Annotated in this window: 14 protein-coding genes; 9 read left to right on the top strand and 5 right to left on the bottom strand. The window is 64.7% G+C overall.

Translation table 11 applies throughout. From position 1 onward, the window contains the following. Nucleotides 1-14: 14 nt before the first annotated feature. The gene (locus ABD024_RS16095; RefSeq protein ID WP_343855382.1) at nt 15-1,142 is read right to left on the bottom strand and encodes a glycosyltransferase; all 1,128 of its coding nucleotides are present in this window, start codon (nt 1,140-1,142) and stop codon (nt 15-17) included. A gap of 78 nt (nt 1,143-1,220) precedes the next feature. Continuing rightward, nucleotides 1,221-1,430 carry a zinc-finger domain-containing protein gene (locus tag ABD024_RS16090; protein WP_343855381.1) on the bottom strand — a complete coding sequence of 70 codons (210 nt, stop codon included), beginning with the start codon at nt 1,428-1,430 and terminating at the stop codon, nt 1,221-1,223. Nucleotides 1,431-1,633: 203 nt separating this feature from the next. Between ABD024_RS16090 and ABD024_RS16085 the strand changes: the two genes are divergently transcribed. Then, nucleotides 1,634-2,899, top strand: coding sequence for a Yip1 family protein (locus tag ABD024_RS16085; RefSeq protein WP_343855380.1), 1,266 nt, complete (start codon nt 1,634-1,636; stop codon nt 2,897-2,899). 67 nt (nt 2,900-2,966) lie between these two features. Here the strand turns inward: ABD024_RS16085 and ABD024_RS16080 are convergent, their stop codons facing one another. Next, nucleotides 2,967-3,560, bottom strand: coding sequence for a YceI family protein (locus tag ABD024_RS16080; RefSeq protein WP_343855379.1), 594 nt, complete (start codon nt 3,558-3,560; stop codon nt 2,967-2,969). A 50-nt stretch (nt 3,561-3,610) separates the two neighbouring features. After that, nucleotides 3,611-4,204 carry a malonic semialdehyde reductase gene (locus ABD024_RS16075; protein WP_343855378.1) on the bottom strand — a complete coding sequence of 198 codons (594 nt, stop codon included), beginning with the start codon at nt 4,202-4,204 and terminating at the stop codon, nt 3,611-3,613. 134 nt (nt 4,205-4,338) lie between these two features. Between ABD024_RS16075 and ABD024_RS16070 the strand changes: the two genes are divergently transcribed. Beyond that, the gene (locus ABD024_RS16070; RefSeq protein WP_343855376.1) at nt 4,339-5,325 is read left to right on the top strand and encodes a mitochondrial fission ELM1 family protein; all 987 of its coding nucleotides are present in this window, start codon (nt 4,339-4,341) and stop codon (nt 5,323-5,325) included. An 8-nt stretch (nt 5,326-5,333) separates the two neighbouring features. On the opposite strand, the gene glnE is transcribed toward ABD024_RS16070, so the two are convergent. Beyond that, complete coding sequence (glnE, locus tag ABD024_RS16065; RefSeq protein WP_343855375.1) at nt 5,334-8,189, bottom strand: bifunctional [glutamate--ammonia ligase]-adenylyl-L-tyrosine phosphorylase/[glutamate--ammonia-ligase] adenylyltransferase; 2,856 nt, start codon at nt 8,187-8,189, stop codon at nt 5,334-5,336. A 172-nt stretch (nt 8,190-8,361) separates the two neighbouring features. Here glnE and ABD024_RS16060 point away from each other — a divergent pair, with 172 nt between their 5' ends. The 7 genes from ABD024_RS16060 (at nt 8,362) to ABD024_RS16030 (ending at nt 15,959) form a co-directional block, all read left to right on the top strand. After that, a complete protein-coding gene (locus tag ABD024_RS16060) occupies nt 8,362-10,248 on the top strand; it encodes an LTA synthase family protein (RefSeq protein ID WP_343855373.1) in 1,887 nt (628 codons plus the stop codon). A gap of 196 nt (nt 10,249-10,444) precedes the next feature. Then, nucleotides 10,445-11,701, top strand: a complete 1,257-nt coding sequence (dcm, locus tag ABD024_RS16055) for a DNA (cytosine-5-)-methyltransferase (RefSeq protein WP_343855370.1) — start codon at nt 10,445-10,447, stop codon at nt 11,699-11,701. Nucleotides 11,702-11,715: 14 nt separating this feature from the next. Then, complete coding sequence (locus tag ABD024_RS16050; protein ID WP_343855368.1) at nt 11,716-11,991, top strand: hypothetical protein; 276 nt, start codon at nt 11,716-11,718, stop codon at nt 11,989-11,991. After that, entirely contained in the window at nt 11,991-12,407 is a 417-nt protein-coding gene (locus ABD024_RS16045; protein WP_343855366.1) for a very short patch repair endonuclease, read from the top strand. Before ABD024_RS16050 ends, ABD024_RS16045 begins: the two co-directional genes overlap by 1 nt. Before the next feature lie 87 nt (nt 12,408-12,494). After that, on the top strand, nt 12,495-14,387 hold the full coding sequence (locus tag ABD024_RS16040) for a hypothetical protein (RefSeq protein WP_343855364.1): 1,893 nt from the start codon (nt 12,495-12,497) through the stop codon (nt 14,385-14,387). Next, nucleotides 14,377-15,210, top strand: a complete 834-nt coding sequence (locus ABD024_RS16035) for a hypothetical protein (RefSeq protein WP_343855361.1) — start codon at nt 14,377-14,379, stop codon at nt 15,208-15,210. The genes ABD024_RS16040 and ABD024_RS16035 overlap by 11 nt, the downstream gene beginning before the upstream one ends. Further along, nucleotides 15,207-15,959 carry a DUF6339 family protein gene (locus tag ABD024_RS16030; RefSeq protein ID WP_343855359.1) on the top strand — a complete coding sequence of 251 codons (753 nt, stop codon included), beginning with the start codon at nt 15,207-15,209 and terminating at the stop codon, nt 15,957-15,959. The genes ABD024_RS16035 and ABD024_RS16030 overlap by 4 nt, the downstream gene beginning before the upstream one ends. Nucleotides 15,960-16,048: the final 89 nt, after the last annotated feature.

Genomic DNA, 16,048 nt, shown 5'->3' with positions numbered 1-16,048 from the left:
AGCGGCGGGCCGTCTCAGTCGGCGGTCACTTCGTCGTACAGCGCCAGCGTGGCCTGCTGCATGTCGACCAGACGGTAGCTCTGCAGCGGCGAGATCGGCGGCGCCACCCGCAGCAGCTCGGCAGCCCGTTCGACCAGCCGCTCGCGATCGCCCGGCGGCACGCGGCCGGCCGGATACAGTTCGGCCAGCAATTCACCGACGCCGCCGTGCGCGTAGCCCAGCACCGGCCGGCACAACGACAGCGCCTCGATCACCGTGCGTCCGAACGATTCGGGCCTGTTCGACAGCTGCAGCACCAGCGCGGAAATCGCGTAGATGTCGCGCACGTCGTGGCGCGGTGGCGTCAGCACCACCTGCGAGGTCACCCCGCGCACGCGGATCAGCTCCCGCAACTCGGCCGCGTAGGCCTCGCGGCCGGGTTCGATCACGCCCAGCAGCAGCAACCGTGCCTCGATGCCGCGGCGCTTCAGGTCGGCCAGCAGCTCGATCGCATCGTGGTGCCCCTTCAGCCGCGTGCCGCGCCCGGGCAGGGTCAGCAGCGGCGCGCCGGTCAGCGCCGGAAACTCGGCGAAGAATGCCCTCTGCCAGGCATCGTCCGGCCGATGCCCGTAGGGGAATGCCACCGGGTCGATGCCACGCGGGATCACCCGCACCTTGCCCGGCTCCAGCCAGCGGTAGTGGCTCAGCACGTAGTCGCGCAGGGTCTGCGAAACCGCCACCACGCGCTCGCCGCGCAACAGGATCGCGCTGTAGCGGCCCGGCGAATTGAGTCCGTGCACGGTGGTGACGAAATGCGGCCGCGGCGTCATCCCCTTCAGCGCCCACCAGCCCATCCAGGCCGGCAACCGCGAACGGGCATGCACGATATCGGGCTTCAGCTCACGCAGCGCCCGGCGCAACGCGCCAAGCCGGGTCAGCGTGCCCAGCGACTTGCGGCCAAGGTCCAGCGTGATGTGTTCGCTGCCCTCGGCCTGCAACTGTTCGGCCAGCCGCCCGCCGGCCGAAATCACCACCGAGCGGTGGCCGGCCTGCACCAGCGCCCGTGCGATCTCCAGCGCCGAACGCTCCGCGCCGCCGGAATGCAGCGCGGGGATCAGTTGGACCACGGTCAGCAGCTTGGCGGGCACGGCAATGCTGGGCATGAGCTCGGGGCTGGAGGCTTTCATTCTCTGGAGACATGCAAAAGTAGTGCCGCCAGCGGTTCGGGTGGACCCGGACGATCAGTCGCGCAAGACGTAATGCGCGCCACAGTAGGCACAGGTTGATTCGCCACCATCGTCGACGATCGGCAGGTACACCTTCGGGTGCGAATTCCACAGCGCCATGCCGGGCATCGGGCAGGACAGTGGCAGGTCGGCGCGCGTCACTTCGTAACGATTTTCGGCATTTGCCGGCATCGATGACGCCGTCGCGGAATGGGGGGATGACATCAGTGGACTCCAGACTGGACATCAGGCCGCAAATGGTAGCAGGCTGCAGCCTTCTGTCGGGGGACAGCGCAGGGAAACCCAGGGAAAACCACCGCCGCGGCGTCCAGCCGTCGGACCGTCGCGGCGGCTGTCATGAAGTGAGCACACCATCCTCGACCCGGCGCTCTGCGCCGGGCCAACTGCAACGGGCTTAGGAGCTGACCATGGACTTCGGAAAGATCGTTGAACGCATCAAGGCCATCCTGACCACACCCAGGACCGAATGGCCCGCGGCCGCCGCCGAGCCGGCCACCGTGCAAGGCCTGTACACCGGCTACATCGCCATCGTCGCCGCCCTGCCGATCATCGCCGGCTTCATCAAGGGCAGCCTGATCGGCACCAGCATGTTCGGCGTCACCGTGCGCGCACCGATCGGCATGGGCATCGTGGGCATGGTGCTGCACTACGTGCTGGCGCTGGCGATCGTCTATGTGGTGGCGCTGATCATCAACGCGCTGGCGCCCAGCTTCGGCGGCCAGAAGGACATGGTGCAGGCGCTGAAGACCGTCGCCTACTCGTGGACCGCCAGCTGGATCGCCGGCATCGCGGTGATCGTGCCGTGGCTGGGCTGGCTGATCGCGATCGCCGGTGCGGTCTACGCCATCTACCTGCTGTACCTGGGCTTGCCGCACACCATGAAGTGCCCGCCAGAGAAAGCCGGCGGCTACACCGCGGTCAGCGTGATCATCGCGATCGTGCTGAGCTGGATCGTCGGCGTGATCGTCGTCGGCGTGGTCGGCACCGCCGCAATGACGGGTGCGGCAATGGGTGGCATGCACGTCACCGGCAGCAACGGCGACAGCGTCACCATCGACAGCAACAGTGCGCTAGGCAAGCTGGCCGCGATGGGCCAGCGTGCCGAACAGGCCAGCAAGGAACTGGAAGCTGCGCAGAAGTCCGGCGACAGCCAGGCGCAGTCCGCCGCGATGGGCAAGATGGTGGGCGCGGTGGCCGGCGCCAATGGCAACGTCGAGGCGCTGGCGCCGGACCAGATCAAGGCGTTCCTGCCCGACAGCCTGGGCAGCCTCAAGCGCAGCAGCCTGTCGGCCGAACGCAACAGTGCGATGGGCATGCAGATCTCCCAGGCCAGCGCCAGCTACGCCGCCGACAACGGCCAGCACGTCACGCTGGAAGTCTCCGATACCGGCGGCGCCAAGGGCTTCATGTCGCTGGCCGCCGCGATGGCGCCGGAGGAAGAAAAGCAGACCGACCACGGCTACGAGAAAACCTACAGCGCCGACGGCAACCTGGTCCACGAGGAGTGGGACACCCAGTCGAAGTACGGCGAATACAGCGTGGTGGTCGGCAAGCGCTTCACGGTGAAGGCGAACGGCAACGTGGACAGCATCGACCAGCTGAAGCAGGCGGTTGCCAGCATCGACCTGGCCAAGCTGGAATCGCTGAAGGACGTCGGCGTGAAACCGCACTGACCCGGTCCACCCGCCCACAAAAAAAACGCGCCGATGATGGCGCGTTTTTTTTGTGGACCATGGAAACTTACTTGGCCGTAGCCTTCTTCGGCACCGAGCCTTCGGTGGTGATGCGGATGCTGAGCTCGTCGCTGACGTTCGGCACGTAGGCGCCGACGCCGAAATCCGAACGCTTGATGCTGGCGGTAGCGTCGAAGCCGATCGACGGCGCCTTGCTCATCGGATGCGGGCCGATCTTGTTCAGCGTCGCATCCAGCACCACCGGCTTGGTCACGCCGCGCACGGTGAGGTTGCCGGTGACCTTGAACTTGTTGCCACCCAACGGCTGCACCGCCGTGCTCTTGAACGTCGCCGTGGGGTACTGGTCGGCGCCGAGGAAGTCCGCCTTCTTCAGATGCTCGTCCAGCGCCGGCACATGCGTGTCGAGGCGGGCCAGCGGCAGGGTCACTTCCACGCTGGAATTGGCCGGGTGCTGTTCGTCGAATACCAGGGTGCCTTCGCCCAGGCCGAAGTCGGCGGTGGGGTTGGAGTAGCCAAAGTGGTTCCAGCTGAACAACACCATCGTGTGGTCCGGGTCGAGCTTGTAGGTGACCGGGGCGGCCTGGACCGACACGGCGGCGCCGAGCAGGCCGGCGAGAGCGAGATACTTCAATGCACGCATGGAGAAACTCCTTGGAAGTGGGAATGGGAAAGTGGGATGGGACGTGGACTTCAGGCGATCGTGCAGGCTTCGCCAAACGCGAGGCGGGGGCTGCGCGCGAACAGGTTGCGGCTGGCGTCGCCGTAGCCGATGCTGATCAGGAAGTTCGATTTGATCGCGGTGCCGGCGAAGAACGCCGCGTCCACGCCGGCATTGTCGAAGCCGGACATCGGGCCGCAGTCCAGCCCGACCGCCCGCGCCGCCAGCAGCAGGTAGGCGCCCTGCAGGGTGGCGTTGCGGAACGCGGTGGTGTCGATCAGCGGCTGGTTGCCGACGAACCAGCTGCGCGCGTCAGTGTGCGGAAACAGCCGCGGCAGCTGCTCGTAGAACTCGTGGTCGGTGGCGACGATCGCGGTGACCGGCGCCTCCATGGTCTTGGCGCGGTTGCCATCGGACAGGAACGGCTCCAGTTTCGCCTTCGCCGCCTTCGACTTCACGAACACCACCCGCATCGGCGAGGAGTTCGCGCTGGTCGGCCCGAACTTGGCCAGATCGTAGAGCTGGTGCAACTGCTCGTCGCTCACTTCCTTCGGCAGCCACGCGTTGAACGTGCGGGCGCTGCGGAACAACTGCTCAAGACTGGCCTCGGAAAGCAACTCGCTCATCGGTATCCTCTGGGGAAAAACGCGCCGACAGTGACGCTATCTTGCAAGTGTATAGGTGGTCGCAGGCGAACAGTCCACCCATGGGGAGAACGTACAGTGCTCATTCTGGAAACAATGCCGCGACGCCCGCACGCATGTTGAAACTGCACGGCGAATGCTGGGTGATCACCGACAGCGCTGCCGGCAACCAGCGCCAGGCGCTGGCGCTGGCCGAACACCTGCAACTGCCGCTGCGTCATCTGGTGTTGCGGCCGCGGGCGCCGTGGTCGTGGCTGGCGCCACGGCTGGAACTGGGCGGCCGGCTCGCCCTGCCCATCCATCAGCGCCGCTTGTTCACGCCGCCGTGGCCAGCCGTGGCGATCGGCTGCGGTCGCGCCGCCGCGCTGTTCACCCGCCTGCTGCGCCGGCTGTCCGACGGGCAGTGCTACACCGTGCAGATCCTGAACCCGCGCATCGACCCCGCACACTGGGACACGGTGATCGCGCCCTGCCACGACCAGCTCGACGGCCTGAACGTGCTGCGCCCGCTGGGCTCGCTGAACTCGGTGGACGACGAGTGGCTGGCCGATGGCCGCGAATCCTGTCCCAGCTTCGCCGAGTTGCCGCAACCGCGCGTGGGCGTGCTGCTCGGCGGGCCACGGCAAGGCATCGCGCTAAATGCGGACTACGCCCGCCAGCTGGCCGCACGCCTGCTCGAACGCCAGCGCCATGAAGGCGGCAGCCTGCTGGTGCTGGGTTCACGACGCACCTCACCGGCGCTGATCGAGCTCTTCCGCAAGACGCTGCACGACGTGCCAGGTCTGGTCTGGGCCGGCCCCGACGATGGCCGCAATCCCTACCCCGGCGTGCTCGGCTGGGCCGATCGTCTGGTGGTTACCCCCGACTCGGTGAACATGCTCTCGGAAGCCTGCGCCGTCGGCTGCCCGGTCGAGACCTTCGTCAGCACGCCGCTGCCGGCAAGGATCGCGCGCTTCCATCAGGCGCTGCGCGCGGCCGGGCGGCTGCATGATCTGGACAGCCAGGCGCCAGCGCCGACCACTCCGCTGCGCGAGACCGCCAGCATCGCCGCCGAACTGCACGCACGAATCCAGCGGCGGCAGGCACAGCAAGCGCTGGACTGAGCGGCTGCTCAGTCGAACGCAAAGCCCAGCGCGTCGGTAACCTCGCGCACGCTGCCGCACAGCTGCTCCAGCTCCGCATCGCGCGGCGCGATGCGCGGGCGCAGGTCGAGCGTGCAGGCCAGTGCGCGTTGCAGCAGGTCGGCATGGGCCACGCCGAGGATCGCGGACTGGTTGCTGTCGAGCAGACCGGCGGCGCGGCATGCTTCGATCAGGCCGGCGTTGGCGGTGACGCCGAGCAGGCCCGGCTGCTCGGCGGCGTGCGCCAGCACCAATCCCTGCAATGCGAATTCGATATCGAGCAGGCCGCCGTGGCCTTGCTTCAGGTCGAACTGGCGCTCGTCGGAGCGGTCGCGCTCGACGCGCCAGCGCGCACGCATGCTGCTGACCTCGGCCAGCACCGTGGCGCGCTCGCGCGGCACCGCCAGGATGTCGCGGCGCACCCCGGCCAACTCGGCGTTGAGTACCGTGTCGCCTGCCACCGGCCGTGCGCGCAGCAGCGCCTGGTGTTCCCACGTCCATGCGCGGCTCTGCTGGTACGCCACGAACGCGTCGAGGCTGCTGACCAGCAGGCCCTTGGAGCCGTCCGGGCGCAGGCGCGTGTCGACTTCGTACAGGCGGCCGCCGCGGGTCAGCACGGTAAGCCAGTTCATCACCCGCTGGGCCAGCCGCTGGTACCAGCGCGAGCCTTCGATCGGTCGCGCACCGTTGCTCATCGCCTGCGCGCGGCGGCTGTCGTAGACGAAGACAAGGTCGAGATCGGAGGCGAAGCCGAGCTCCTCGCCGCCGAGACTGCCATAGCCCAGCACGGAAAAACCCGAACCCGGCTGCATGTCGGTTCCCGGCAGGCGGCCGTGCTGGGCGACCAGCTCGCGCTCGGCCAGCGCCAGCACCGCGCCGATCACCGACTCGGCCAGCGCGGCGAGCCGGCGCGCGGTGGCGACCGCATCGGCGCGGCCGTCGTTCAACGCCAGGCCGAGCCGGAACGCGGTGGACGCCTTGAACTCGTTGATCCGATCGAGCTCCGCCTCAGCCTCGCGCTCTTCCAGCGTGCCCAGCACGCGCGCGATCTCGGCGGTGATGTCGGCGCGCTTGAACGGCAATTGATCGATGCGCGGATCGAGCACGTCGTCCAGCAGCAGCGGCTGCGCGATCACGCGTTCGGCCAGGAACGCACTGTCGGCAAACAGCCGCACCAGCCGGCGGCGCGCCGCCGGCTGTTCTTCCAGCAGGGCCAGGTAGGACGAACGCCGCGCCACCGCCTGCATCAACCGGCACAGCCGCAGCAGGCTGGCTACCGGCACGGCGGTGACGCGCGCGGCGTCGAACAGCTGCGGCATCAGGTGATCGAGGCGCTCGCGCGAGCGCGCCGACATCGCGCGCACCGCCGCGGCCTGCGGCAGTTTCAGCAGGGCATCCGCCAGCTCGTCGCCGGGCGCGAAGCCGGAGGCTTCCAGCGTGGCGGCGTCCAGCGATTCATCGCAGGCGCGCTGCCACAGCACCAGGTCGGCGGCCGGCACGCGGGCGGCGCGGCCGCCCTGCGGCATCAGCACGGCGGCGAATTCCTCGCTGACGACGGCGCGCTGTTTCACCAGCGCCGCATGCAGGCTGTCCCAGTCGGGATAGTCCAGGCTCAACGCGATGCGTTCGCGGCTCAGCGCGTCGGCGGGGATATCGTGGGTCTGCGCGTCGCGCAGCATCTGCACGCGGTTCTCGACCCGGCGCAACAGCACATACGCCTCACGCAACATGCGCGCCCGCGCCGTGTTGATATGGCCGCGCGCCTCGCACGCGGTCAGCGCGCTCAACAGGCCGCGCACGCGCAGGGACGGTTCGCGGCCGCCGCGGATCAGCTGGGTCAGCTGCACGATGAACTCGATCTCGCGGATGCCGCCGGGGCCGAGCTTGAGGTTGTCGGCGAGATCCTTGCGCGCCACTTCCGCGTCGATCAGCGCCTTCATCTCGCGCAGCCCGGCGAACGCGGTGTAGTCGAGGTATTTGCGATAGACGAACGGACGCAGCAACTCCTGCAGCTGCTTGCCGGCGGCGCGGTCGCCAGCGACCGGGCGCGCCTTGATCCAGGCGTAGCGCTCCCAGTCGCGGCCCTCGCTCTGGTAGTACTGCTCCATCGCGGCGAACGACAGCGCCAGCCGACCGGCGTTGCCGAACGGGCGCAGGCGCAGGTCGACCCGTGCACAGATGCCGTCCATGGTCGGCTCGTTCAGCAGGCGCACCAGCTGGCGGCCGAGGCGGATGAAATATTCGCTGTTGTCGAGCGGACGCGGGCCGTCGGTCTGGCCGGCTTGCGGATAGGCGAACACCAGGTCGATGTCGGAGGAGAAATTCAACTCGCTGCCGCCGAGCTTGCCGAAGCCGATCACCAGCAGTCGCTGCAAGGCGCCGTCGTGATTGCGGCTGTAGCCGTAGCGCGCGGCCAGCGCACGCTCGGACCAGCCCAGCACCACCTCAAGCAGCACCTCGTACAGCACGCTGGTGGCGGACAGGGTTTCCGGCAGCTCGTCCAGCCCGTTGACGTCGCGAAACACCAGCCGCAGCGCCTCGGCGTGGCGGAAGCGGCGCAGCGCGACCATGCAGGCGGCCTCGTCGTGGGGCAGTTTCAGCGCCTCGATGCGCGCACTGGCGTCGCTGCCCGAACGTAATCGCTCCAGTCCGGCCGGCGCGAGCAGCTGCGGTTGGCGGCACCACACATCGAACGCGAAGTCGCTGGCCAGCAAGGTACGGCGGATCCGCTCGGCCACGCCGGCGTCGTCGTGCAGCGGCACCCCGGCGGCGCGGCAACGGGCGGCCAGGTCGCCGTAGCGGTCGTCGATCAGCGCTCGCAGCGCGGCGGATTCCGGATGGGTCATCCGGCCATTGTGCCGCATGCCGGGCGGTTGCCGGCACCCGGCGGACAGACCGTGACGGCAACTTGAACAAGCCGTGGACAAGCCCGAAACTCGCCGATTACGCCTACCCGCTGTTCATCTGGACGCCATTACATTGGTGCGTCCTGACCATGACAGCAACCGCAGGACTGCCATGCCCCCGAATCCCGCCCATCCGCCCGCACGCTGGCACGCGATTGTCCCGCGCGTCGCGCTGCTGCTGTTGCTGGCGCTGGCCTTCGTGCTGCTCACCGGCCTGGTGGACGGCGGCATCGGGGTGACTCCGCTGCGCCTGTTCGACCAGGCGCGCTATCCGCTGGCGAATGCCTGGCCGGGCCTGCTGCTGGCGCTCGTGCTGCTGATGATCAGTCGGCGCGCGCTGCTGTCGTTCGCGCTGGCTTTTTTGCTGCAGGGATTGTTGTACGTGGTCAACCTGCTGAAGGTGGCGAACCTCGGCACGCCGCTGCTGCCGGACGATTTCCGCATCGTCGGCCAGTTGCACAAGGGCGGCATGCACTTGCTGTCCGGTTACCTGCCGCACAGTCCGTGGCCGTACCTGGGCCTGCTCGCCGCGGTGGCGCTGATCGTCGCGGCTTGGCGGCTGGAGCCGCCGCTGTTCCCGCGCCGCACGCGCGGCGCGCGCCTGTTTGGCGGCGGCGTGCTGGCGCTGGCGCTGGCCAGCATGCTGGCCGGCCTGCCCGCCTGGGCGAAGGTCTACAACGGGAAGACACTGTGGCTGGAACCGTGGTCGGCGATCTCCACCACCACCCATTCCGGACTGGTCAGTTCGCTGATGCTGTTCCATCTGCACTACGGCCAGGGCGAGCGCAAGCCGGATCGCGCGGCGGCCGCGAAGCTGATCGAGCAGACCACGCCGGCCCTGCTGCAATCCATGCAGGCACCGGCGGCCGGCGGCGCATTGCCCGACATCGTGGTGGTGCAGAGCGAATCGTTCTTCGATCCCACCATCATGCGCGGCTACGAGCACAGCAACTTCGCGCCGAACCTGCGTCGGCTCGCCGCCCACGGCACCAGCGGCAAGCTGCACGTGCCCACCTTCGGCGGCGGCACCATCCGCACCGAATTCGAGGTGCTTACCGGGCTCTCGCTGCGCTACTTCGACAACCTGCAGTTTCCTTATCTGCAGATGAGCCACAAGGCGCTGCCGGGGCTGGTGCGCACGCTCAACCGGCACGGCTACACGACGCTGGCGCTGCACGGCAACGACCCGGCGTTCTGGAACCGCACCACTGCGTTCAAGGCAATCGGCTTCGACCGCTTCGTCTCGCAGTCGGCGTTCCCGCCCACGGCGGCGAACGACGGCAAGTACATGGCCGACAGCGCGATGACCGACGAGATCATGGCGCAGCTGAAGAACGACGGCCCGCCGCAGTTCATCTTCGCGATCAGCATCGAGGCGCACGGCCCGTATGACGTCGAGCCCGCCCGCGTCGCCGAGCGCGACGCGATCCCGGTACCCGAGGGCATCAGCGGTCGCGACAAGCTGGAGCTGCAGACCTACCTCTACCACCTCAAGCATGCCGACGCCGAACTCGGCCGGCTGGTGAAGCTGCTGGCCCAGCGCAAGCGGCCCAGCGTGGTGCTCTTCTACGGCGACCACCTGCCCGCGCTGAGCAACAGCTACCAGATCGCCGGCTTCGTCGACGGCGGCGACATGCTGAGCCAGGCCGGCGTATGGCTGCTGCTCGACCCGAAGCATCCGGGCAAACGCAGCACGGCCGACACCGCCTCCTGGCTGCTGCCCGGCAAACTGCTGGCACACATCGGCATCCGCGACGATCCGTACTTCGCGCTGACCGAACTGGTCGGCCCGCAGCTGGCTGCGCTCACCGAGGCCCCCGGCGCCCCGCCGCTGGCCGAGGGCGACGACCAGCAGCAACTCGACAAGGCCATGGCAAGCATCGACCAGCTGCGCATGAGCGGCAAACTCGACAAGCTGCTGCCCCAGCCTGCGCCGCCGGTCATCGGCATCGCCCACGACGGCACCGGGCAGGCGCAGCCGACGGGGGCGATTCGCTGAGCTGAAGTCTGCGTCGTCTGCACCCGTAACGCGTGGCGCACAGGAATGTCGACGTATCGCGATCTGAGACAACCAACTGCGAGCATTCATGGCTCGCACGCCACGCATGACCCGTCCAGGTCGCAAATCCGGAATCGATTGCCGGCGGGACATAATGCGGACATACTGTCCCAAACCGTTACCGGATCTGATTGCCATGGAAAACATCCGTCATCTGCTGGCGAGCCTGCGTGGGCGCTACAACCAGCGAGAACTGGCCGAGGCTCTGGAGGTCAATGTACGCACCGTGCGCCGCTGGGAAACCGGGGAAACCGACCCACCGCCATACTTGGCCGGCGCCATCCGGCAATACCTGTTGCCGCTGGCCGGAAGCGATGAGGGGCGACCTGCCGACTTCACCTTCATCGACCTGTTCGCCGGCATCGGCGGTATCCGCATGGGCTTCGAGGCACAAGGCGGGCGCTGCGTGTTCACCAGCGAATGGAACCCGTGGGCGCAAAAAACCTACCTCGCCAATTTTCCGGAATCGGTTCACACCTTTGTCGGCGACATCACCAGCGTGAACGAACGCGACATCCCTGATCATGACGTGTTGCTGGCAGGCTTCCCCTGCCAACCTTTCAGCATCGCCGGCGTCTCCAAGAAGAATTCACTCGGTCGCAAGCATGGCTTCGCCGACGAAGCGCAAGGCACGCTGTTTTTCGATGTGGCCCGCATCATCAACGAAAAGCAGCCGAAGGCGTTCCTGCTGGAAAACGTGAAGAACCTCGTCAGCCACGACAAGGGCAACACCTTCCGCGTCATCAAGAAGGTGCTGGAGCAAGACCTCGGCTACCACATCCACTGCAAGGTCATCGACGGTCAGCACTTCGTGCCGCAGCACCGCGAACGCATCCTGATCGTGGGCTTTCGCGAAGCCACCGATTTTTCGTGGGAAGACCTTCAGATGCCCAAGGACGGTCCAAGGTTGCAATCCATCCTGCATCCGCAAGACGGCAGCGAAGCGCCCGAATCGCACTACACGACGGGTGCAAAGGCAAAAATCGATCCGCGTTACACCCTCACACCCAATTTGTGGGCCTACCTCCAGAACTATGCCGCCAAGCATCGCGCCGCCGGCAACGGCTTCGGCTTCGGACTGGTCGATGGCGACAGCGTGACGCGCACCTTGTCCGCGCGTTACTACAAAGACGGCTCGGAAATCCTAGTGTCGCAGGGACCGCGCAAGCGACCGCGGCGACTGACGCCGCGCGAATGCGCGCGACTGATGGGTTTGCCAAACTCATTCGTGATCCCGGTTAGCGACACGCAGGCGTACAAGCAATTCGGAAACAGCGTTGTCATGCCGGTCATGCGCGAAGTGGCTCGCATCATGGTGCCACGCGTGATCGATTTGATCCGGCAGGAAGAGGAAGGTGTCCATCAACAGCCACTGCTTGTGGCCTACGCTTGAGCAAGGAGAGTCTCATGAACACATCGCGCATCCCCAAATTCGCCAACAAGAGCCGCGAAGGCATGTCGATCTGGTTCGCTGAAATGTCATTGCGCGGAATGTTGTTCCACCCGGAAGAAACGCCGAGCAGCATCTTCACGATTGCGACGAACGAGCGCGCTTTCACACCTGACGAGTGCATCGAACTCGACGGCATCATGGCGGAGATGTTCGAATTGTTCGGCGACGGCGTTTGCGAAGCCGCCTACCCGATCTTCATGAAAGCCGCAGGCATCCGCCTCGCTGCCTGATGACCGATATCGTCGATCGCGCCACACGAAGCCGGATGATGTCCGGCATTCGCGGACGCGACACGAAGCCGGAAATCATCGTGCGGAAATATCTGCACGCACAGGGTTTGCGCTATCGCATCGCGCCGAAGGACCTTCCCGGCAAGCCGGACATCGTGCTGCCGAAATATCACACCGTCGTCTTTGTGCATGGGTGCTTCTGGCACAGGCATCCCGGTTGCAGGTACGCCGCCACGCCCGCGAGCAACAGAGACTTCTGGCAAATCAAGTTCAAACAGAATCTGGCACGTGATATCCGGGTTCGAAGTCAACTTGCGAAGCACGGGTGGAAGGTTCTTATTGTGTGGGAGTGCGAAGTCAGCACGGAAAGACTTCAGTGGCTTGTCAGCGAGATTCGCTCGATACACCAACCCTGAGCACCTCCTGGCTCAGGCGCGATTTGCTCACGCCTCCCGTACTGGTTTAACGTGGCGTTTGTATCGGCGTGGAATCAGGGGAATCACATGGCGCACTGGGAGTTCCTGCCCAACCCGGGCAAGGAAGAGGAAGGTCTCGGCCACGCCGGTATCGAAACGTTCAAAGGTTCGCCGTATCCCGGCATCGCCCGCGAGTGTTCACAGAACAGCCTCGACGCGGCGGCACGCCGATCAGACGGGACATCCGAACCAGTACATCTCGTATTCCGGTTGCTCTCAATTCCCGCTTCCGAAGTGCCGGGATTGCAGGAGCTCAAAGGCACCTTTGCCGCGTGCCTGAAACAGGCCAAGATGCGTAACCTGAAGAAGGACAAGGAGTTCTTCGAGCGCGCAGCCAGAATCGCCGACAGCTCCAGCATCCCTGTGCTATTGATGGAGGACTACGGCACGACTGGACTTGTCGGCCCTGCCGTGGAAGGAACAGCCTTCCATGCACTGGTCAAATCCTCGGGAATCAGCCAGAAATCAGACACCGACGCAGGTGGCTCGTTCGGCATCGGCAAGAATGCCGCGTTTACCATCTCCAGCCTTCGCACGGTGTTCTATTCCACCCGCTACCTTGGCGATCACGGGCCCGCGTTCCTTGCCCAAGGCAAGAGCATCCTCATATCCCACAATGACGGCGGCAGCCCGAAGCGTTCCACAGGATACTGGGGCCACGGGGGATACATGCCGGTTGATGATGCTAGCTCGCTTCCCGCATGGCTTCACCGCGCCAAAGTTGGCACGACGGTCGCCAGCATCGGCTTCTCGAATGAAGCCGATTGGGAGTGGCTGATGACCGAATCCTTGATCCGAAACTTCTTCTCGGCCATCCATGAAGGCTCGATCCGTTTCACCGTCCAACGACCCGATGCCAGCCCCATCGAGATAAGCAAGGACACCGTCACGGTGCTCTTCGATAAACTGGAAGTGCGTGCAGCTGCGGAAAGCTCAGGTACGACCGACGACCTGGACTTCAGCGCAGCGATGCTGGAAGCACTCATGAGTTCGGAATCGGAACGGAGCGAGCAAACTTTTCCTCCCGTTGGCACATTCCGGATGACACTCCTGCAAAGGGACGGATTCCCCCGACGCTTGGGCATTCTTCGCAACGGCATGTACATCGCGGACAACCTGAAGCACTTCGGTCATCGCATGGCTCGCTTCCCGATGTCCAAGGACTTTATCGCGCTGCTCGAACCAGCCGATCGCGACACCAGCAGCCAGATTCGGGACATGGAGAGCCCCAGACACGACGAAATTTCGCCAGAACGCATTGATGACCTGCACAAGCGCAGGCAGCACAAGTCAGCCATGAAGGCGGTCGGGGCGTGGGTCAGGGAAACCATCAAGGCAAGTACCACCAAACCGGCCGAAGCAGTGATCCTGCTCGATGAGATGAACCGCTTTTTCTCGAACCCGAGTGCGGGCAAGGTCATGCCCGACCCGACCAACATCAACGATGATCCAGAACACCCGAAAATCACCCTGAAGCCAACCTCACCCAAACCTCGCACAGGCGGTGGTGACGCAGGCGAATCCGGTTCATCCGGTGGCGTCATACAGAGCAAGACAAAGAGCGGCCAGACTTCCGGGGAACGCCCGGGGAGCGGTCGGGGCGCGGCCGGCGGCCGAGGTGGCAAAAGCGTTTCCTACTCCGCGCTTCGCAATTCCGGATCAGGCCCCGACACCATTCGAGTGGTCTCGCTCACTCCCGATGAGTCCGCCATGGCAACTCTCGAGATCGTGGCCACAGGCGTGTCAAGCAACGAGACCCTGAGCATTCGCTCCATCGACGGAACACCATGCGCAAAGGCTCCCAGAGTTACTCTTGAGCAGGGCGTGCGCACAAATTTCAGGATCGAATTCGACGCCCCCTACGTGGGTCCGATTCGTGTGGTCCTCACGCCAAGCGAAGGAGCGGCAGATGCGCATTGATCAAGGCATCAGTTTTCCACACCCAATCCTTTCTGCGGAAACACAGGACTACAGCAATGGGAGCTTCGATCTTGTTCTCAGCGTCCAGGAAAGCGCAAATTGCAACGACGCCACACTTCGCGGCAACTTGATGCTCGATGAATGCTCTATTCATGAACTGCTGGATTCCGGCAAGGCCAAATCTGGCCTCATGGTCACGTGCCGCGAAACCTACCTGGATCGCTTTGAGGAACGCCCGCCCGGCGACATATCCATCCTGCTTGGCAACGGCATCGTGCGCGGCACCGTGCACGTCCGAGCCGTCGTTATCGCTGCGCAGGACGATCTCAAACTGGACTCCGAGCATATCGACAAGGAGTTTCCCGACGGCGCGAGGATCGTCAACACTGGCGATTTCCTGGCCCTAAGCGACGAACTGCGCTTCGAGGCTGGCTTGGAAAAGCTGGCGCCCCTGGAATCCATCTTCACGCTCGTGAAACACGAGGACGTCCCGAAAGGAAGCTTCAGAATCAACCCCGACGAAGAGGCCATCCAGATCATGGTCCATCCTGATCTGCACGCCTTTCTCGGCCTCTTGCGCGGACGTGCCGACATGTGTGACGTCATGCTCTCGTCTGTATTTCTTCCCGCCGTCATGTCGGTCCTCGACATCATGCGGGGCGAGTCCGATTTCCAGGACAAACGCTGGCATGGCGTAATGACAGCTCGCTGCAAGGCGGAAGGAATCGACATCGAGAATCAAGACCTTGCGGAGTCCGCACAGAAGCTGCTGGATGCACCACTGAACTCACTGCAGGGCATCATCGAGAGGCTGGATCGATGAGCAAACTCCTTTACGTCGGACAACAGGTCGCCGACGACCTGAAGAACAAGATCACGGATAACCTCGATCGCTATCGCGAGGGCAACTTCGGTGACATCGAGAACAAGGGAGACTGGCGCATTCCGCTGTCCGTCGATGCCGATCTTGCCAGCCTTGTGCGACTGGAACTCATCGATGGTGCCACGGCCGAAATCCAGAACTCTCTGATTGTCGGCCATGCCCTCGACAAACTGACGCCCACACTGGCGCGTGAGAATCGTATATGGGTGCGCCTGAGCCACGTCGAGTGCCTTGAATATGCGCGCAAACGCTGGCTACAACCCGCGATGAATGATGATGCGCTGACAAAAGCCGTCACCAAACACTTCTTCGCTCCAACCTTGACTGGTTGCCGTGATGATCACGCAATTGCCCGCCTGTGGTGGAACCATCACATCGCCAAGCTGATCATGCCGGACAACCCGGCACGAGCTTTGAAAATGATTCTCGCAAGGGCAGATATTCGTCTGAATTTTCTGGAGCGGCCGGGTCTGGCCGCACGTCCATCCCTGGCCAAGGGTATTGTTCTGATCATGGAAAACAATGCCGACCTGCTCAGCGGTGAGCACCTGTTCCGTCAGTTCATGAAGCAACTCAATCTCCTTGGTGCAGGCGTTGCATTCGAGGTTTTGAGTGAAGACCGTATCGACCAATTCATGGGGCGCTGCCTGAAGCATGCCCAGGGCACTGACAAATCCGCGGCAGTTTGATCCGAACTCAACAGCATCCCGGCCGATTCAGCATCTCTTCGAGCCGTCGGAGTCGTATACACAAACTGCACATCTAGCGAGTGATGCAA

This window comes from Rhodanobacter soli, from assembly GCF_039523495.1.
Lineage (GTDB): Bacteria > Pseudomonadota > Gammaproteobacteria > Xanthomonadales > Rhodanobacteraceae > Rhodanobacter > Rhodanobacter soli.
Note: the sequence above shows the minus strand (reverse complement) of the source record. Positions and strands in the feature narration are given on the sequence as shown.

Coding starts and splice junctions, on each gene's coding strand:
- ABD024_RS16060 (WP_343855373.1), top strand. CDS start 8,362: ATGCCCCCGAATCCCGCCCATCCGCCCGCACGCTGGCACGCGATTGTC.
- ABD024_RS16080 (WP_343855379.1), bottom strand. CDS start 3,560: ATGCGTGCATTGAAGTATCTCGCTCTCGCCGGCCTGCTCGGCGCCGCC.
- ABD024_RS16045 (WP_343855366.1), top strand. CDS start 11,991: ATGACCGATATCGTCGATCGCGCCACACGAAGCCGGATGATGTCCGGC.
- ABD024_RS16050 (WP_343855368.1), top strand. CDS start 11,716: ATGAACACATCGCGCATCCCCAAATTCGCCAACAAGAGCCGCGAAGGC.
- dcm (WP_343855370.1), top strand. CDS start 10,445: ATGGAAAACATCCGTCATCTGCTGGCGAGCCTGCGTGGGCGCTACAAC.
- ABD024_RS16070 (WP_343855376.1), top strand. CDS start 4,339: ATGTTGAAACTGCACGGCGAATGCTGGGTGATCACCGACAGCGCTGCC.
- ABD024_RS16040 (WP_343855364.1), top strand. CDS start 12,495: ATGGCGCACTGGGAGTTCCTGCCCAACCCGGGCAAGGAAGAGGAAGGT.
- ABD024_RS16095 (WP_343855382.1), bottom strand. CDS start 1,142: ATGCCCAGCATTGCCGTGCCCGCCAAGCTGCTGACCGTGGTCCAACTG.
- ABD024_RS16085 (WP_343855380.1), top strand. CDS start 1,634: ATGGACTTCGGAAAGATCGTTGAACGCATCAAGGCCATCCTGACCACA.
- glnE (WP_343855375.1), bottom strand. CDS start 8,189: ATGACCCATCCGGAATCCGCCGCGCTGCGAGCGCTGATCGACGACCGC.
- ABD024_RS16035 (WP_343855361.1), top strand. CDS start 14,377: ATGCGCATTGATCAAGGCATCAGTTTTCCACACCCAATCCTTTCTGCG.
- ABD024_RS16090 (WP_343855381.1), bottom strand. CDS start 1,430: ATGTCATCCCCCCATTCCGCGACGGCGTCATCGATGCCGGCAAATGCC.
- ABD024_RS16030 (WP_343855359.1), top strand. CDS start 15,207: ATGAGCAAACTCCTTTACGTCGGACAACAGGTCGCCGACGACCTGAAG.
- ABD024_RS16075 (WP_343855378.1), bottom strand. CDS start 4,204: ATGAGCGAGTTGCTTTCCGAGGCCAGTCTTGAGCAGTTGTTCCGCAGC.